This is a genomic window from Fictibacillus enclensis, assembly GCF_001457035.1.
GTDB lineage: Bacteria > Bacillota > Bacilli > Bacillales > Fictibacillaceae > Fictibacillus_C > Fictibacillus_C enclensis.
In genome coordinates, this window is the sequence record NZ_KQ758617.1 from 131,512 (window position 1) to 147,498 (window position 15,987).

Annotated in this window: 15 protein-coding genes and 1 pseudogene; 14 read left to right on the plus strand and 2 right to left on the minus strand. The window is 48.6% G+C overall.

The window, feature by feature from the left end; genetic code table 11:
- Window positions 1-44: 44 nt before the first annotated feature.
- From AS030_RS00755 to paaX, 4 genes are all read left to right on the plus strand, one after another.
- Complete coding sequence (locus AS030_RS00755) at window positions 45-917, plus strand: 3-hydroxyacyl-CoA dehydrogenase (protein WP_082635762.1); 873 nt, start codon at window positions 45-47, stop codon at window positions 915-917.
- A complete protein-coding gene (locus AS030_RS00760; protein ID WP_061967307.1) occupies window positions 914-2,116 on the plus strand; it encodes a thiolase family protein in 1,203 nt (400 codons plus the stop codon). Before AS030_RS00755 ends, AS030_RS00760 begins: the two co-directional genes overlap by 4 nt.
- Before the next feature lie 13 nt (window positions 2,117-2,129).
- A complete protein-coding gene (locus AS030_RS00765) occupies window positions 2,130-2,909 on the plus strand; it encodes an enoyl-CoA hydratase-related protein (RefSeq protein WP_061967310.1) in 780 nt (259 codons plus the stop codon).
- A gap of 91 nt (window positions 2,910-3,000) precedes the next feature.
- A complete protein-coding gene (gene paaX, locus AS030_RS00770) occupies window positions 3,001-3,888 on the plus strand; it encodes a phenylacetic acid degradation operon negative regulatory protein PaaX (protein ID WP_061967312.1) in 888 nt (295 codons plus the stop codon).
- 58 nt (window positions 3,889-3,946) lie between these two features.
- On the opposite strand, the gene AS030_RS00775 is transcribed toward paaX, so the two are convergent.
- Entirely contained in the window at window positions 3,947-4,459 is a 513-nt protein-coding gene (locus tag AS030_RS00775; protein WP_061967315.1) for a gamma carbonic anhydrase family protein, read from the minus strand.
- 61 nt (window positions 4,460-4,520) lie between these two features.
- Between AS030_RS00775 and AS030_RS00780 the strand changes: the two genes are divergently transcribed.
- The 10 genes and pseudogenes from AS030_RS00780 to lpdA all read left to right on the plus strand — a co-directional run bounded on the left by AS030_RS00780 (window position 4,521) and on the right by lpdA (window position 15,298).
- Complete coding sequence (locus AS030_RS00780) at window positions 4,521-5,489, plus strand: NAD(P)H-dependent flavin oxidoreductase (protein WP_061967317.1); 969 nt, start codon at window positions 4,521-4,523, stop codon at window positions 5,487-5,489.
- Window positions 5,490-5,623: 134 nt separating this feature from the next.
- Window positions 5,624-6,616 carry an ABC transporter substrate-binding protein gene (locus AS030_RS00785; RefSeq protein WP_061967320.1) on the plus strand — a complete coding sequence of 331 codons (993 nt, stop codon included), beginning with the start codon at window positions 5,624-5,626 and terminating at the stop codon, window positions 6,614-6,616.
- Window positions 6,617-6,741: 125 nt separating this feature from the next.
- Window positions 6,742-7,761: an ABC transporter permease gene (locus AS030_RS00790; RefSeq protein ID WP_061967322.1), complete on the plus strand. Its 1,020-nt coding sequence runs from the start codon at window positions 6,742-6,744 to the stop codon at window positions 7,759-7,761.
- Window positions 7,736-8,530 (plus strand): ABC transporter ATP-binding protein, encoded by a 795-nt coding sequence (locus AS030_RS00795; RefSeq protein ID WP_061967324.1) that lies wholly within the window; start codon window positions 7,736-7,738, stop codon window positions 8,528-8,530. Before AS030_RS00790 ends, AS030_RS00795 begins: the two co-directional genes overlap by 26 nt.
- A gap of 421 nt (window positions 8,531-8,951) precedes the next feature.
- A complete protein-coding gene (locus AS030_RS00800) occupies window positions 8,952-9,350 on the plus strand; it encodes a thioesterase family protein (RefSeq protein ID WP_061967326.1) in 399 nt (132 codons plus the stop codon).
- Between the two features lie 64 nt (window positions 9,351-9,414).
- Window positions 9,415-10,519, plus strand: a pseudogene (locus AS030_RS00805) (Leu/Phe/Val dehydrogenase).
- Window positions 10,520-10,547: 28 nt separating this feature from the next.
- Entirely contained in the window at window positions 10,548-11,609 is a 1,062-nt protein-coding gene (gene pdhA / locus AS030_RS00810) for a pyruvate dehydrogenase (acetyl-transferring) E1 component subunit alpha (RefSeq protein ID WP_061967328.1), read from the plus strand.
- A 1-nt stretch (window position 11,610) separates the two neighbouring features.
- The gene (locus AS030_RS00815) at window positions 11,611-12,609 is read left to right on the plus strand and encodes an alpha-ketoacid dehydrogenase subunit beta (RefSeq protein ID WP_061967330.1); all 999 of its coding nucleotides are present in this window, start codon (window positions 11,611-11,613) and stop codon (window positions 12,607-12,609) included.
- A 12-nt stretch (window positions 12,610-12,621) separates the two neighbouring features.
- Window positions 12,622-13,863 (plus strand): dihydrolipoamide acetyltransferase family protein, encoded by a 1,242-nt coding sequence (locus tag AS030_RS00820; RefSeq protein WP_061967333.1) that lies wholly within the window; start codon window positions 12,622-12,624, stop codon window positions 13,861-13,863.
- A gap of 1 nt (window position 13,864) precedes the next feature.
- Complete coding sequence (lpdA, locus tag AS030_RS00825) at window positions 13,865-15,298, plus strand: dihydrolipoyl dehydrogenase (protein ID WP_061967335.1); 1,434 nt, start codon at window positions 13,865-13,867, stop codon at window positions 15,296-15,298.
- Between the two features lie 98 nt (window positions 15,299-15,396).
- Here lpdA and AS030_RS00830 read toward each other — a convergent pair whose 3' ends face one another.
- Window positions 15,397-15,957 carry a helix-turn-helix domain-containing protein gene (locus tag AS030_RS00830; RefSeq protein WP_061971390.1) on the minus strand — a complete coding sequence of 187 codons (561 nt, stop codon included), beginning with the start codon at window positions 15,955-15,957 and terminating at the stop codon, window positions 15,397-15,399.
- Window positions 15,958-15,987: the final 30 nt, after the last annotated feature.

The window sequence follows — 15,987 nt, forward strand, 5'->3', positions numbered from 1 at the left end:
AACGGCTCGCTTTTACGATATCCTGGGAAGTGGAGGAGATGGTGTTGATGGAATCCATCGTTGTTGTGGGATCAGGTGTAATGGGTAGAGGCATTGCGTATGCTGCGGCGGCAGGAGGTTTTCATGTGCAGCTGGTGGATGTGCAGGAAGAAGCGCTGCAAAATGCCCGTGGTGAAATAGGAGCGATTTTTTCAAAAGGTGTTCAAAGAGGGAAGCTGACCGAGGAGCAGGCAGAAGGAGCGAGACAGAGGCTTTTTTACTCTAGCTCTCTTTCAGATGCTGTCAGCAGAGCTGATTTGGTCATTGAAGCAGTACCTGAAAATCTTGACATAAAAAAAGCGGTGTTTACCGAGCTTGATTCTTCTGCGCCGCCGCATTGTTATCTGGCCACCAATACATCGACGATGAGCCCGACAGAAATCGGATCGTTTACCTCCCGTCCGGATAAGGTGATTGCCATGCATTTCTTTAATCCGGTACATAAAATGCCTCTGGTTGAAATTGTCCGTGGTCACGAAACAAGTGACGAGACGGCACATGCTGCCAAAGAAGCAGCTGAGCGGATGGGGAAAGAAACAGTGGTGGTCAATGAATTTCCGGGCTTTGTAACAAGCAGGATATCGGCGATGGTCGGAAACGAAGCCTTCTATATGCTTCAGGAAGGTGTAGGTACACCGGAAGAAATCGATAAAGCGATCAAGCTCGGCCTGAATTATCCGATGGGACCATTTGAGCTGGGGGATCTGGTCGGGCTGGACACACGCCTGAATAATTTAAATTATCTTCATCAAACGCTGGGAGAAAAATACCGTCCGTGTCCACTGCTTGTTAAGTATGTGAAAGCAGGACGTCTTGGCCGGAAGACAGGCCGCGGCGTATATGATTATACAGCGGAGAAGGGCGGCGTGACGAAATGAGAGAGGTCGTAATTGTAGATGCCGTCAGAACGCCAATCGGCAGGTATAAAGGCAGCCTTAAATCCGTCAGGCCGGATGATCTGGCAGGCATCGCGATCAAGGCGTTGCTCGAGCGTAATCCGGATGTGCCAGTCTCACAGATTGAGGAAGTTGTCCTTGGAAACGCCAATGGTGCCGGTGAGGACAACCGGAATGTGGCCCGCATGGCTGCTCTTCTTGCCGGCCTTCCAGTCGAGGTTGGCGGAACGACGATCAACCGTCTGTGCGGTTCTGGGCTGGATGCGGTCATTTATGGCGCCAGGGCGATCATGGCCAATGAGGGAGACATTTTTATTGTTGGCGGAACGGAGAGCATGACAAGAGCTCCTCTTGTGATGGCAAAACCCGATGCGGAGTTCCCGCGCGGAGACATGAAAATGTTTGACACGACGATCGGATGGCGGTTCATCAATCCGCTGCTCAATGAACAGTATGGCACCGACTCCATGCCGCAGACGGCGGAGAATGTGGCGCAGCGATACGGCATTACCCGTGAGGAGCAGGACCAGTTTGCTGCAGAAAGCCAGCGCAGGGCCCAAAAAGCGGTAGAAGAAGGCCGGTTTAAGGATGAAATTATCCCGGTAAGGCTTGAAGATAAAAAAGGTAATGAAAGCATTTTTGACAAAGACGAGCACCCCAGGCCTGGTACGACCATTGAAAAACTGTCCAAGTTAAAGCCTTTGTTCCCGGGCGGCACCATTACAGCAGGAAACGCGTCAGGAGTAAATGACGGTGCAGCAGCGCTGCTCATGATGAGTGCGGAAAAAGCGAAGGCGCTTGGCCTTACGCCGCTGGTTCGCTATAAAGCGTCTGCGGTTGCGGGACTCGAACCGTCAGTGATGGGGCTCGGTCCGATTGAAGCGTGCAGGAAAGCCGTGCAGCGGGCAGGCCTCACCATGGACGATGTGGAGCTGGTGGAATTGAACGAAGCCTTTGCATCGCAGTCGCTTGAATGCATCAATCAACTTGAGCTTGATCCCGAGAAGGTGAATGTAAATGGTGGTGCCATCGCATTCGGCCATCCGCTTGGTGCGAGCGGGGCCAGAATCTTGACCACCCTCATACACGAAATGAAAAAACGAAACACCAAATACGGGCTGGCAACAATGTGCATCGGTGTAGGCCAGGGAATTGCCGCAGTTGTTGAAAACATAGAATAAAGGAGAGAACCACATGCCAGAATCCATTCTTTATCAAGTGAAAAATCATATTGCCTATGTCACGCTGAACCGTCCGGAAGTACTTAACTGTTTCAATTTTCCCACTCTCCAGCGCCTCGGCGAAGTAGTTGAAGAAATTCATCACAGCCAGGACGTGCGTGTTGTCATTTTTACCGGTGCGGGTGAAAAGGCCTTTAGCGCAGGTGCCGACCTGAAAGAGCGTCGCACCCTTTCTGAAGCAGACGTAAAGCGGAACGTGCGGAAAATCCGTGATGTTTTTTCTAGCATTGAGGCGCTTCCGCAACCTACCATAGCAGCCATTAACGGCCATGCGTTCGGAGGCGGTTTTGAGCTGGCGTTGGCCTGTGATATCAGAGTATCGTCGGAAGCAGCTTCCATGGGACTTACCGAGCTGAGCTGGGCGATCATCCCGGGTGCAGGGGGAACACAGCGTTTGCCGCGCCTGATCGGTCAGGCAAAAGCGCTTGAGCTGATCCTGACGGCAAAAAAACTCACCGCTGCTGCAGCAGAGCAATACGGCATTCTTAACCGGACCGTGTCCAAAGCAGAGTTGATGGCGGTATGCGAGGAGTACGCAGCGGCTATATTAAAGAATGGTCCCGTTGCTGTACAGCAGGCGAAGTATGCCGTCAAACACGGAATGGAAACCGACCTTCAGACAGGGCTGGCCATTGAAGCCAAAGCGTATGAATTGACCATTCCCACAAAAGACAGGGTCGAAGCGCTTGAAGCATTCGGAGAGAAAAGAGCTCCTGTTTTTAAGGGGGAATAGACCGGGGGACGCAGATGTCTTGTTCCAGACTCCTGGTTTTGGTAGGATAAGAGTCATTAAAAATGGACAGTAAAGCAAATGAGGGGACATGATGCAAAACAGTTTAAATACACGATCAATGATTTTTACGCTTTATGGGGATTATATCCGGCACTATGGAAATGAAATCTGGATCGGCAGCCTCATCCGGCTGCTCGAAGAATTCGGCCATAATGAGCAGGCGGTAAGGGCCGCTATTTCCCGGATGAACAAACAGGGCTGGATTGTTTCCCGCAAACAGGGGAACAAAAGCTACTATTATCTAACCCCGCGCGGCGTCAGGCGTATGGATGAGGCGGCCAAACGGATTTTCAAGCTTCAGCCGGAAAAATGGGACGGGTCCTGGTATATGTTCACGTACACCATTCCCGAGGAGAAGCGCAGCATCAGGGATGAGCTGAGAAAAGAGCTCGTATGGAGCGGCTTTGGTCTGTTGGCCAACAGCTTTTGGATCTCTCCGAATAACCAGAGAGAACAGATTAAACAGATGATGGAGAAGTATCAAATACAGGATTATGTCCATTATTTCACAGCAAAATACGAGGGACCGCACAAGAACGCCGAGCTGGTCAATGAGTGCTGGGATCTGGCCGAAACAAATAAAAAGTATGATGAATTTATTAAAACGTATTCCCAGAAATATGTGATTGATAAAAATAAAATTGAAAAAGGCGAGATGAGCGAGGGAGAATGCTTTGTGGAGCGCACGAAGCTTGTCCATGAATACCGGAAATTTCTGTTTGTGGACCCCGGCCTTCCACAGGAACTGCTGCCCTCCGACTGGCTCGGAGATTATGCGGCCTCACTTTTTGGCGATTACTACAGAACACTCGCAGGTCCTTCAAGCTCCTTTTTTGAAAAGATTTATCAGGAGGGGAACGAGCTGAAGAAGGATAAATCCTACAATGCGCTGAACCATCCGCTCATTCAGGAGCTTTAAGCCTTTTATGCAAACAAAAAGCACTTCCACCGCAAGGGAAAGTGCTTTTTTAAAACGGTTATTTTAACTCTTGTTTACATTGCTGTCCTTTTTGCCGGTATGTTTCGATGGTTAACGAGATGAGCTCTAAATCCTTATCAGTGAGTTCTCTGACCACCCTGCCTGGGGAGCCCATCACCATCGTCCGGGGAGGGATTTTCTTGCCGGATGGAACGAGGGTATTTGCGCCAATAAACGCCTGCTCACCAATCTCGGCGCCATCGAGAATTGTCGCTCCCATTCCGATCAAGGCGCCTTTTCGGATGGTGCATCCATGCAGGATCACATTGTGCCCGACGGAGACCTCATCTTCAAGCACAAGGGGAAATTGTTCATAAAGATGCAACGTGCAATTGTCCTGGACGTTGCAGCGGTCACCAATCGTAATGGGCCCGTCGTCTCCGCGAAGAACGCTGTTGAACCAAATACTAGATTCCTTGCCGATGGTCACATCGCCAATAATATGTACGCCAGGCGCTATAAAAGCGCTTTCATCGATTTGTGGAGTTTTGCCGTTAAATGGATAGTTCATGTGTAACATCCTTCCTTTGGTTTTATCTAAGTATAACAGATTCATAGAAAGGAGAGAGAAGATGAACAGAGTTTGCAAGCAATTGGGAATCAGCTATCCGGTTATTCAGGGAGGGATGGGAAATGCGAGCAATGCCCCATTGACAGCAGCGATTTCAAATGCAGGAGCTCTCGGCACGATTGGAGTTGGCACCCGATCTCCTTCAGAGGTGGAACGGCTTATTGCGGAGACGGCTTCAAAAACAGAAAAACCATTTGCGGTGAACATCCCTCTCGCCGTGGCATCAAATCTAAAAGAAATTTTTGAACTCATTATTAAGCACCGGGTACCGGTGGTTTCCCTATCAGCAGGAAATCCGGCACCCTATATTCCCCGGCTCCAGGCGCACGGCATAAAAGCCATGTGTGTGGTGGGATCGGTCTATCATGCCCAAAAAGCAGAAGATGCCGGTGCGGATGTCATTGTGGGAGAGGGGTATGAAGCAGCCGGATTGAACTCTCCGTTTGAGACGACGACCATGACCCTGATTCCGCAAGTGGCAGATGCGATAAACGTGCCGCTGGTGGCTGCCGGCGGAATAGGAGACGGAAGAGGCATGGCGGCCGCGATGGTTCTCGGAGCGGAAGGTGTGCAGCTCGGAACGCGCTTTATATCGGTAAAGGAAGCGCCTTTTCATCTGCGCTATCAAGAAGCTCTCATTAAGGCGGGAGACAGGGATACCATGATCGTCGGCCGATCGGTCGGCCGAATAAGAAGAGTCATGCGAACGCCTTATTCGGAACAATTGCTGTCACGTGAAGAAAAAGGGATAACACTCGAGGAATTTAATGAAGTCACAGCTGAAAACCGCCATTTGGCCGGTGCCATGGAAGGCGATTTTGATAATGGGTATATCAACAGTGGCCAGGTGGCCGGACTGATTAAAAACGTGCCTTCTGCAAGCGAACTGATCCAATCCATCATGGAAGAAGCATCTTTAGCCCTCCAAGGCCAGGCAAAGGAAACCACCCAATGGCAAAACGTGAAATAGCCTTTTAAAGGACTAGAATTTATAATATAATTAATTTTGTAAATAGTTCGACAAATTATGGAGACATGGCCGTTCAACAAGGACTACAGCACGATAGGCAGATGTCTGAGGGAGTAAAAAGGGGGAAAAAGAGAATGAGAAAGTGGAAAAGCTTGCTTGGCGTTTCTCTGGCAGGAGTGTTGCTGCTTGGCGGATGCGGCACAAAGGACGGAAAAGAAGTAAATGGTGAAGCAAGGGATAAGGAGATTAAGATTGGGGTTACCCAGATCGTGGAACATCCGTCACTTGATGCTGCTTATAAGGGGTTTAAAAAGGCGATTTCAGCCAACGGACTGAAAAATGTGAAATATGATGTTCAGCTTGCCCAAGGCGACCCGAACAATTCACAGACTATCGCAAAAAATCTGGTTGGGGACAATGTGGATTTAATTTTTGCCAACTCCACACCAAGTGCGCAGCACGCTCTTAATGCTACAAAAGATATTCCTATCGTGTTCACATCCGTTACCGACCCGGTGGGGGCAAAACTTGTAAAAAGCTTTGACCAGCCGGGAGACAACATTACGGGAACCACGGATACGCATCCTGATGCCATCCCCAAAACCATTGAATTTATTGATAAAGAAACTGACGCCAAAACCGTTGGACTCATCTATAACAAAGGAGAACAAAATTCCGTCGCTCAGGTGGATCTTGTAAAAGATGCGTTGAAAAAATCAGATCTCAAGCCGGTTGAAGTCAGTGTATCTACTTCAGCGGATGTGAAACAGGCAGCGGAGTCCCTTGTAGGGCGTGCGGATGTTTTTTACATTATCACCGATAACACCGTTGTTTCTGCGCTGGAGTCCGTCATCAGTGTAGCAGAGGATAAAGATATTCCGATGTTTGCCGGTGAACTGGATTCAGTAAAGCGCGGGGCCTTTGCCGCTTATGGATTTGATTATTATGACATCGGTTATGAAGCGGGAGAAATGGCGGCTAAAATCCTGAAGGGCGATAAAAAGCCGAGCGAACTAAAAGTGCAATATCCTCAAAAGCTTAAACTTGTGATCAATAAAAAAGCAGCAGAAGCGATGGGTGTCAAACTGAAGCCGGAATGGAAATCCATGGCTGAATATACCGAGTAATGCATATGTGTTGGGTTTGGCACAGAATGTCTTGGGTCAAATCCGGCACGTTTTTTATGAGATTTTTGTAATCTTAGTAGCTTTTGAGAGTATATTAAAATGCATTTTACAGGAGGGATAACATAATGTTTGCACTCTTTAGCGCCTTGGAATCCGGGGTCATCTACGCCATCATGGCTCTAGGGGTATACCTGTCCTTTCGGATTCTGGACTTTCCTGATCTGACGGTAGATGGCAGCTTTGTTACAGGAGCCGCCATTTCAGCCACGTTGATTGTACATGGGCAGAATCCGTTTTTGGCCACGATAGCAGGCATGCTCGCGGGCTTTATAGCGGGCTGTCTCACAGGGATTCTGCATACAAAAGGAAAGATCAATCCGCTTTTGTCCGGTATCCTGATGATGATTGCTCTTTATTCCATCAATCTCCGGATCATGGACCAGCGGTCGAATGTTCCGCTACTCGGTGAAGATACTTCGTTTACACTCATCACGGGTTTTTGGCAGAAGCTTGGGATTGACGGTGCCGTCAATAACCTGTTTACAGCCATTGGATTGGGAGGAAGCCTGCCAAAAACGTGGGGGATATTCTTTATCATGGCTATTGTTACGTTATTGATCAAGTTTGCCACCGACTGGTTCCTGAGAACGGAGGTTGGCCTGGCTATACGCGCAACGGGTGACAATAAGCGTATGATCCGTAGCTTTTCCGCAAACACCGACAGCCTGACGGTTTTAGGATTGGGGCTTTCCAACGCCTTGGTGGCATTTGCGGGAGCACTTATTGCTCAATACGGGGGATTTGCCGATGTTGGAATGGGGATCGGGATGATCATTATCGGCCTGGCTTCCGTTATTATTGGTGAAGCGCTGTTTGGTACAAAATCAATTGGCCGGGCAACGCTGGCCGTCATTCTCGGAGCGGTTGTCTACCGCATTATCATTGCGTTCGCGCTGCAAATTGAATTCTTTGAAACCGGTGACCTGAAACTGATTACAGCCCTCATTGTAGTTTGTTCACTTGTTCTGCCCAAATTGCTGGACGCACGAAAAGAGCAGGCAAGAAAAGCGAAGAGAAGACAGCTTCACCGTCAGGCTCTGGAAAGAAAGGGTGAAGAAATTGCTGCAACTAAAATCAGTTCATAAAATCTTCAACGAGGGTACGCCTGATGAAAAAATTGGACTGTCCAACATCCAGCTGGAGCTTGAACCTGGTGATTTTGTTACAGTCATCGGAAGCAACGGAGCGGGAAAGTCCACCCTCATGAACGTGGTTTCTGGGGTTCTTTACCCGGATATGGGCGAACTGCTCATCAAAGGTAAAAACGTCCTCAATCTTCCTGAGCATAAACGGTCAAGGTTTATTGGCCGAGTCTTTCAGGACCCAATGGCAGGTACAGCCCCGACCATGACCATCGAGGAGAACCTGGCCATGGCGTACGCGAGAAACAAGCGAAGATCGCTAAAGCGGGGCATTACAAAGAAATCAAAGGAGTTTTTCCAGGAAGCTGTCAAGTCTTTACATCTGGGACTGGAAAACCGTTTCACTGCCAAAGTGGGGCTGTTATCCGGCGGTGAGCGCCAGGCGCTTTCCTTGCTGATGGCAACATTCACCGAGCCGGATATCCTGTTGCTGGATGAGCACACAGCAGCACTGGATCCTTCTCGTGCCGCCCTCATCACGGATTTAACAAAAGAGATTGTTTCAAAGCACCGCTTGACCACGTTAATGGTCACTCATAATATGCAGCAGGCCATCGATCTTGGGAACCGCCTGATTATGATGGATAAAGGCCAGATCATTTTGGATGTGGATGAGGAAAACAAGAAGCAGCTTACGGTGGAACGGCTGCTGGAAGAGTTTCAAAGAATCCGCGGAGAAAAAATGGCTAGCGACAGAGCGTTGCTTTCATAAACCCCTGTAACACTTTACCAGCGGAAAGAACTCTGGGACTCCTTGGTTTTTCTCCCCAAAACAGGTAGACTTTGAGCTTAAATATACGGTAGGAATCGAAATTAAGTGGGAGGAAATTTTTTTTTTGAAGCAGCATGAGCAATGGACGTCAAAATTGGCCGGGCTGTTTTAATACACTCCGATCACTTCTACAGGAAAAGCCGGACTGGCACATGGTCCGGTTTTTTTGTGCATTCAGGAGTGATTGAATTGAAATCAAAGGGTACTCATTGACTGATCATTTAACAAAATGATATTATAACGTTAAGAAAACGTTATATAATTATCGAGTTGAATAGTGCGAAGTAGTAGAGGGCATGGACCGGGAAAAGGAAAATGTCCTTATTCTTTGCGTTTAACAATTTCATAATGAGGTGAAAAGATGAAACCAGGGATGAAGATTGGGGACACGGCAACGATAACAGCACGTGTTACACCCGAAATGTTTGCACAGTTTGAGGGAAAGCTGGTTCATCCGGCCTATTCTACCGTTTCAATGGTTTACCATATGGAATGGGCGGCAAGACAAATCATTCTTCCATTTCTAGAAGAGAACGAGGAAGGAATAGGCGGTGGCATTAAAGCAACTCATCTGGCGCCTACCCCTGAAGGGATGCCCCTTTCCATTACCGCAACGCTGACGGAATTGAAAGGAAAGGCCGTGATTTGCGAGGTAGAGGTACGTAATGAAAAAGCGGTCGTGGGCCGGGGAGAAGTCACCCAATATATTTTGCCAAAAGCACAGATCTCAAAAAAGCTGGAAGAGATGAAAGTTTTATAGAACAAAATGTAAGCGCTTACTTTAAAGCGACAAAGAGTCAAAGGATCATCAGGGGGGAGAAAACATGTTTGAAAAAATATCGCTGCATGAACAAGTGGTATTCTGCAATGATCCGGCCAGCGGGTTAAAAGCAATCATCGCCATACATAATACCACGCTTGGACCGGCGCTGGGGGGATGCAGAATGCGGCCGTATAAATCCACAGACGAAGCACTTGAGGATGTACTCCGGCTGTCCCGTGGCATGACCTATAAATGCGCAGGAGCCGACGTCGATTTCGGCGGGGGAAAGTCGGTGATCATCGGAGATCCTACAACCGATAAATCTCCCGCTCTGTTCCGGGCGTTTGGCCAGTTCGTAGATTCATTGAACGGAAGGTTTTATACCGGCACAGATATGGGGACTACGCCGTCGGATTTTGTGCATGCATTAAAGGAAACCGCCTGTATTGTCGGAGTGCCGGATGAATACGGGGGAAGCGGTGATTCCTCTGTTCCGACAGCCCAGGGTGTTATTTACGGTTTAAGAGCCACCTTGCAGACTCTCCTTGGAACCGAGGATCTCTCCGAAATGTCCTACAGTATCCAGGGACTGGGGAAGGTTGGGTATAAAGTGGCTGAGCAGTTGATCGCGGCAGGTGCCCGGGTTTATGTAACCGATATTAATCCTCAGGCGCAACAAAGCATTGTGGAGCGGGCTGAACTTCTTCCGGGAAGCGTTGAAGTGGTTGAGGGGAATGAGATCTACGGAGTGGATGCCGATATTTTTGTTCCCTGTGCGCTCGGAGGTGTCGTGAATGACGAGACCATTGACAGGCTGAAGGTTAAAGCGGTAGTGGGAAGTGCCAACAACCAGCTGCTTGAAGATAAACACGGAATCTACCTTCAGCAAAAAGGGATTCTGTACGGCCCTGATTATATCGTGAACGCAGGAGGGCTGATCCAGGTAGCCGATGAACTGTACGGACCGAATAAAGCGCGCGTGCTGAATCAGACAAAGGCCATCTATGATTCACTTCTTGAAATCTATAAACAAACAAAGCAGGGAGCTGAATCTTTCAACCATGGAAGCAGCAAACCGTTTTTGCGAAGACCGGATCGAGCAGCGAAAGAAGCGAAACAGTTTCTTTTCCCATCAACAGCGGCCAAAGTGGAGCGTCAGGCATTAGAAGATCCTAAAACCAAGGAGGAGTTAACATGGAGACCCAATTTCCCAAAAAACAAATTCTCAATGAAGATGGAGTAGTGGTTGATGATGCCTATAAAAGCTTGCTGGACGAGAGCCTGGTAAAAACACTGTATACGAAAATGCTGAGAGCACGGCTGTTCGACCGAAAGGGTGTTAATCTTCAACGGCAAGGACGCATCGGCACCTATGTCCCTTTTGAGGGCCAGGAAGCGGCCCAGATCGGCAGTTCAATGGCAATGGAGGAAGGAGACTGGATGTTTCCGACCTATCGTGATCATGGGGCTACCTTAACGTTTGGCCATTCGCTAAAGAATGTGCTTTTGTACTGGAAAGGACGCCAGGAAGGCTGTATCCCTCCAGAGGGTATAAAGATTTTTCCTCCTGCTGTGCCCATCGCTTCCCAGCTTCTCCACGCTACAGGAGCGGCATGGGCTGAAAAAATGAAAGGAACGGATCGTGCCTCAATCGTTTATTTTGGGGACGGCGCCACATCTGAGGGGGATTTTCATGAAGGGTTGAATTTCGCCAGTGTGTTTAACATTCCAGTAGTCTTTTTTAACCAAAATAACGGATTTGCCATATCGGTTCCGGTCGAAAAACAAATGAAATCCAAAACGATCGCCCAAAAGGCAGTCGGATATGATATCGAAGGCATCAGGCTGGATGGAAATGATGTGTTTGCGGTTTATTTCCATACGAAAGCTGCGGTGGAGAAGGCCCGCGCCGGCGGTGGTCCGACGCTGATTGAAGCTGTGACCTGGAGATATGGAGCACATACAACAGCAGACGATCCGTCCAAATACAGAGACCAGAATGAGAGTAGTATCCGCCGTGAAACTACGGATCCTCTTGCTCGTCTTGAGAAGTTTATGCAGCAGGAAGGCATCTGGGAGTCTTCATGGCAAAAGGAGCTGGAACAAGACATCACTCTGGAAATTGAAGCTGCGGTAAATGAAATGGAGAACGAACAGCCGCCGCATCTAAATGATATGTTTGACCACGTTTTTGCCGAAAATCCATGGCCTATTGAGGATCAAAAAGAAGCATATGCACATGTGAGGGGGGAATAGCATGGCGACAGCAGCAGTTGGCACAAAGAAACTGACGCTTGTTCAGGCAGTTACCGATGGACTGAGAACTATGATGAGAGAAAGTGAAAACGTAATTGTTCTCGGTGAGGATGTCGGGCGAAATGGAGGAGTATTCCGGGCAACCGACGGATTGATGGAAGAGTTTGGGGATCAGCGCATTATCGATACGCCACTCGCTGAGTCTGGTATTATCGGAACCTCGATCGGCCTTGCCATGAACGGATTCCGACCGGTTGCCGAAATGCAGTTTCTTGGATTCATCTATCCGGCATTTAACCAAATTATGACGCATGCCTCGAGGATACGATCCAGAACGCTCGGAGCATTTACCGTTCCCATGGTCATCCGTGCGCCATTTGGTGCCGGCGTACGAGCTCCGGAAATCCATTCGGATTCCGTTGAAGCCCTGTTCACGCACATGCCGGGCATCAAGGTTGTGGTGCCGTCCAATCCATACGACGCGAAGGGGCTTCTCATTGCGAGCATCGAGGACCCTGACCCGGTTCTTTTTCTGGAGCCGATGAGATGCTACAGAAGCTCAAAGATGGACGTTCCGGACAGCAAATATACCGTTGAAATTGGAAAAGGCCGTGTGATGAAGGAAGGGGAACAGGTAACCATTTTAACTTATGGGGCCATGGTTGACGCTTCTTTAAAAGCGGCGAATGAAGCTGAAAGCAAAGGGATCAGCGTGGAGGTTATCGATCTGCGTACATTGTATCCGCTGGATAAAGAATTGATTTCCAAGAGTGTTCAGAAGACGGGGAGAACGGTCATTGTCCATGAAGCTCCCTCCACCGGCGGTCTGGGGGACACTCTCATTTCGCTCATCAATGACACGTCTTTCTTATATATGAAGGCGCCTATTGAGAGGGTTACCGGGTTCGACACACCTGTGCCGATGTTTGCACTGGAAGATCATTACCTTCCCAATGCACCAAGAATTACATCTGCAATTCATAAAGTGATCAACTTTTAGGAGGGCTTGTTTATGGTGGAAGTAAAGCTGCACGATATAGGTGAAGGTATGCATGAGGGTGAAATTCTGCACTTTTTTGTCAAAACGGGAGACGTGGTTTCCATTGACCAGCCTCTGGTTGAAGTCCAGACCGACAAGGTAACCGCAGAGCTCCCTTCCCCTGTGGCCGGAAAAGTAACCGACATTCTTGTAAAGGAAGGAGAAACCGTTACCGTTGGAACCGTCCTGCTCTGTCTTGAAAGTGAAGGAGCATCCGCTGTTCCCCAAACGCCGAAATCACAGGAACCTTTAATGGAAGCAGGAGCGGACAGCAGTTCTTCCAGTGGGCAAGCATCTCTGGCCATGCTCAACAAACGGGTGCTTGCCGCTCCCTATACCCGAAAAGTGGCAAGGGACTACGGTGTGGACATTGAGCAGATTACCGGAACAGGACCAGCAGGGCGGATCACGGAGGAAGATGTTCTTCGTTTCGTCAATGGAACCAAGACTTCCATAAGAAAAGAACAGCCGGATGCCCCAACGATAAACAAAGAATTACCTGCAGGGGAAACGGAAGAGATCCCGTTCAGGGGACGCAGGAAGCAAATCGCCAAAAAGATGACGCAATCCCTGTTTACGATCCCGCATGTGACACACTTTGAAGAAGTGGATATGACAAATGTACTGGAGCTGAAAAAGCAGCTTAAAATGCTGGATCCTGACAAAAGCAAAGGCTTTGCTATTTCTGTTGCCTCTTTTTTCATAAAAGCGATCCAGCTGGCTCTTGCCGATTTCCCGGTCTTTAACAGCAAATTGGATGAAGAAAAGGAAGTTATCAGGCTCGAAAAGCAGGTGAACATCGGAATTGCGACGGATGCAGAAGATGGACTGATTGTCCCTGTTATTAAAAATGTCGAACGCCGTTCCATAAAGGACATTAACCGTGACATGAAAAAGAAAATCACAAAAGCAAAAGAAGGAACGCTAACGAGGGAAGACCTTACAGGCGGGACGTTTACCATTTCCAACGTAGGACCGCTTGGCAGCATGGGGGCAACACCGATCATTAACGCTCCTGAGGTCGCTTTGATGGCGTTTCATAAAACAAAGAAAATGCCGGTCGTTATTCATGATGATATCCAAATCCGTTCGGTCATGAATGTGTCCATGTCCTTTGACCATCGTGTGGCCGACGGAGCAACGGCAGTACAATTTACAAACCGGTTCAAGGAACTGATTGAAAATCCTTCGGTTATGGTATTGGAGCTGATATAAGATGGTGGTAGGTGAATTTGTCCAAAACAGGCAGCTGATCATCGTGGGCGGAGGGCCCGGTGGCTACATCGCCGCCATCCGAGCAGCCCAGTTGGGGCTGGAAGTGACCCTTATTGAAAAAGAAGACTTGGGCGGTGTCTGCCTCAATACAGGATGCATCCCTTCCAAAGCTCTGACTCATGCCGCCGCGCAATATGCCTCCATGCCCCATCTAAAAGAAATGGGAATTCAGACAGAGGCAACGCGTTTTGAATGGTCGTCGTTTATCGAATATCAAAAGAAAATCGTTACCGGTTTGCAAAAAGGAGTTGAAGCTCTTTTTAAGGCGAACAAAATCGAAGTGATCAAAGGAACCGCAACGTTTATGTCCGAGAATCGAATTGGGGTGGATTCCGGCCATCACTATGAGATGTATCAGTATGAAAATGCTCTTGTGGCAACAGGGGCCAGGCCGGTAATGCCTTCCGGGATCAGCCGGGCTGAAGAGAAAATCATATACGCGGAGGAACTGAGAAACCTGAACGGGGTACCAGGACATCTCGTGGTATGCGGTTCGGATTATATCGCTATAGAGACGGCCATGGCTTTCCGTAATTTGGGGGCAGATGTATCCCTGATCTGCAGTGATGATACGTTTGGTCTTGATGAATCTATTGCCAGGGAGCTTCAGAGGGTATACAAAAAAGCGAAAATTAAACTTTTTAAAAATGCTGAGCTGCTTGAGGCAGAGGCAGGCGGGGAAGCGGTCACCATCACGCTTCAAAGCGTGAAGGAAAAGATAACCTTGGATGCCGATGTAATGGTTTTTACCGATAATTATCAGCCGAACACAAATGAACTGGGTCTTGAATTTATCAAGGTTCATTTGGATGACGAGGGATATATCGTGGTCAATGAATATGGAGAAACCAGTGTCCCTGGAGTTTATGCTGCAGGAGATTGCACCATCGGTATGAGGCTTGCCAGCAAGGCGATTAAACAGGGTAAAGTGGCTGCCGAGCATATTGGCGGGTTGAGCTCTGCATACAGCCTGGCCCTTGTTCCTCAAGTGATTCACAGCACACCTCCCATAGCAACCGTTGGATGGACGGAAAAGGAAGCGAAAGAGCAGGGATTTGAGGTTAAGACCGGCCAGTTCGCCATGGGTGGCAATGGGTTTGCCAGCCTTAGCGGGCAAAGGGAGGGGCTGGCTAAAATGGTTATAGACGCCAAAACAGACCTGTTGCTTGGAGTTCACATGATGGGAGCTGGAGCTGCTGAAATGATCAGCACGGGAACGCTGGCATTGGAAATGGCAGCCCGAGATGAAGATCTTTCGTATCCTGTTTATGCCCATCCATCATTGAGCGAAACCTGGCTTGAAGCAGTTGAACAAGCAACCGGAAAAGCCATCCATTTGCCTCCGGCACACAGAAAAGAAACGGCAACATCTTAAAATTTTGAACGGCACCCCGAATGTTTAGCTTTGCTAAATTCCAGGGTGCCGTTTCTTTTTAGAATGTTTCCGTTGAATGGAGCTTAGGGTCTGTACCATTATGCCCTGGGATACGGATAATAGATCATCATGATCAATCTGGCAGGGCTGTCACCATGGTTTTGATAACAGTGCGTAAAGTTGGCGGCGAAATGCAGATTTTCCCCCGTTGATAATGTGTAGGTATTTTCGTGAACAGTCAGAGCAAAGCTGCCTTCTTCGACTAACAGGTATTCTTCCACACCATCGGGGTGAGCTTCAGAACAATAATTGCAGCCGGGAAGAAGCTCCAATGAGTAGATTTCAAACGATTTCCCCGGTTCAACCGGGAACAGAGGACGGACGAGAAAGGTGCCACTGGCATCGGCAATCGGATTGATTTCGTTCGTGATGACCTTTTTTATGGAAGGCTGATCTTCTTCAACAAAGGAGCTGAATGATACTCCAAACCCATTCGCAATTTTCCACAACGTGCTTACTGTCGGGTTGGATTCTCCCCGCTCGATCTGGCTTAGCATCGGTTTGGATACGCCGGTTGCATGGGCGGCCTGGTCCAGGCTCCAGCTTCGCTGGCCTCGCAGGGCTTTTAATCTCTTACCTATAATTTCGGTTAAATTCATAGGAAAAAATGCTCCTTGTGAAATTGTTTT